The organism is Streptomyces sp. NPDC002088, assembly GCF_040296605.1.
In the GTDB taxonomy this organism is placed as follows: domain Bacteria; phylum Actinomycetota; class Actinomycetes; order Streptomycetales; family Streptomycetaceae; genus Streptomyces.
In genome coordinates, this window is record NZ_JBEOXO010000116.1 from 1 (window position 1) to 1,390 (window position 1,390).

Annotated in this window: 1 protein-coding gene and 1 pseudogene; one reads left to right on the top strand and one right to left on the bottom strand. The window is 30.6% G+C overall.

From position 1 onward, the window contains the following. Window positions 1-662, top strand: a 662-nt coding sequence (gene pyrF, locus ABT114_RS50415) for an orotidine-5'-phosphate decarboxylase (RefSeq protein WP_351154125.1), incomplete at its 5' end; no start/stop codon positions are given. A 177-nt stretch (window positions 663-839) separates the two neighbouring features. Here pyrF and ABT114_RS50420 read toward each other — a convergent pair. Further along, a pseudogene (locus ABT114_RS50420) lies at window positions 840-993 on the bottom strand (IS3-like element IS-LL6 family transposase); the annotation flags it as partial. Window positions 994-1,390: the final 397 nt, after the last annotated feature.

Sequence of the window (1,390 nt, forward strand, 5' to 3'; positions counted from 1 at the left end):
AGAGACTTATCGTTATTGCGGATGCTAAGAGAGGAGATATCGGAAGTACTTCTCAGGCATATGCAGAAACTTTTTATAAGAATACAGCTGATGAGTGGAGCTCTACTTTATCTGTAGATGCAGTAACAATTAATCCATACTTGGGAAGTGATGGATTAGACCCATTTATAAAATTAGGAGAAGAAAATGATAAGGGCTCTATTATTTTAGTGAAAACAAGCAATCCTTCTTCAGGAGAATTGCAAGATAAAATACTGGATTCTGAAAATAAAACTATCTCTGAAGTTGTATGTGATTATATTATTAAAAGCACGAATAAAGTTGGGAATTATGGATTTTCAGATATTGGAGCTGTCATTGGAGCAACATATCCCGAAGATTTAACTAAGTATAGGAGACTCTTACCAAAAACCTTATTTCTAATCCCAGGAGTTGGTTATCAAGGAGGAGATGTGAAACTATTAGACGCAGCGTTTGATAATAATGGTTTAGGAGCCATCATAACATGTTCAAGAGCAATTGATTATGCTTATAAAGATACAGGTTTATCAGAGCAAGAAGTAAAGAATTCTATTTTAGAGGCAGTTGACTATTATAATGGATTAATAAATAAAGCTTTGATAAAATCTAAAAAGGTTTATTGGGAGAGGGAGAAAAATTGAAAAAAATATATTAGAGTCAATTTTAATAAAAAATGAAGTTGCTCTTAAAGAAGTTATCACAAAAATAGACTCCCCCTCTTCAAATAATGATGTAGGAACGCTTTTTTATACATCATTTTTTGAAAATTTAGGTAATAAAAATTCTGATATTGACATTTATGGACCAATGTCAAATATTTAGACACAAAATGAGCTATATTTTCTTAAAATAATTTTCTTCTTTCTGATTTGGAGTTAAACCCTTGTTGGCGGAATGAGGATTATAATTGTTATAAAATTGTTCGATGTATTCAAAGCAAGAGAGTTGAACTTCTTGAATGGAGTGATAAGTTCATAATTACATTAACGCAAAAAAATATGTTCAAACTTTGACCGAAGATGAAGTTAAAAATTTGTGTTTTGAAGTCAAAGATTGATACGAAGATGTCTTAAAAGAATTTGAAATTAAGCTCTAATTTTTTTCAAAAAGGGGGATTGGGGGACACCACCAAAAATAAAAATATTCGTCTGAAACGAACAAAAATAAAATTGGAAATTTTAGATTTTGTGAGTGAAAGATGAATACTTTTTACTGTAAGTGTAGCCACACTTGCTAAGTTCACTAACTAAAGACACTAACCCCCTATTTTGAGCTTTTAGAGTTGACAGTAGTTTGAAAGGTTGACAAGATGAAAAAAACCAAAAATCGTGAGAGAAATATTTTAAAAAGGTTCTTCGTAAATGAAAAA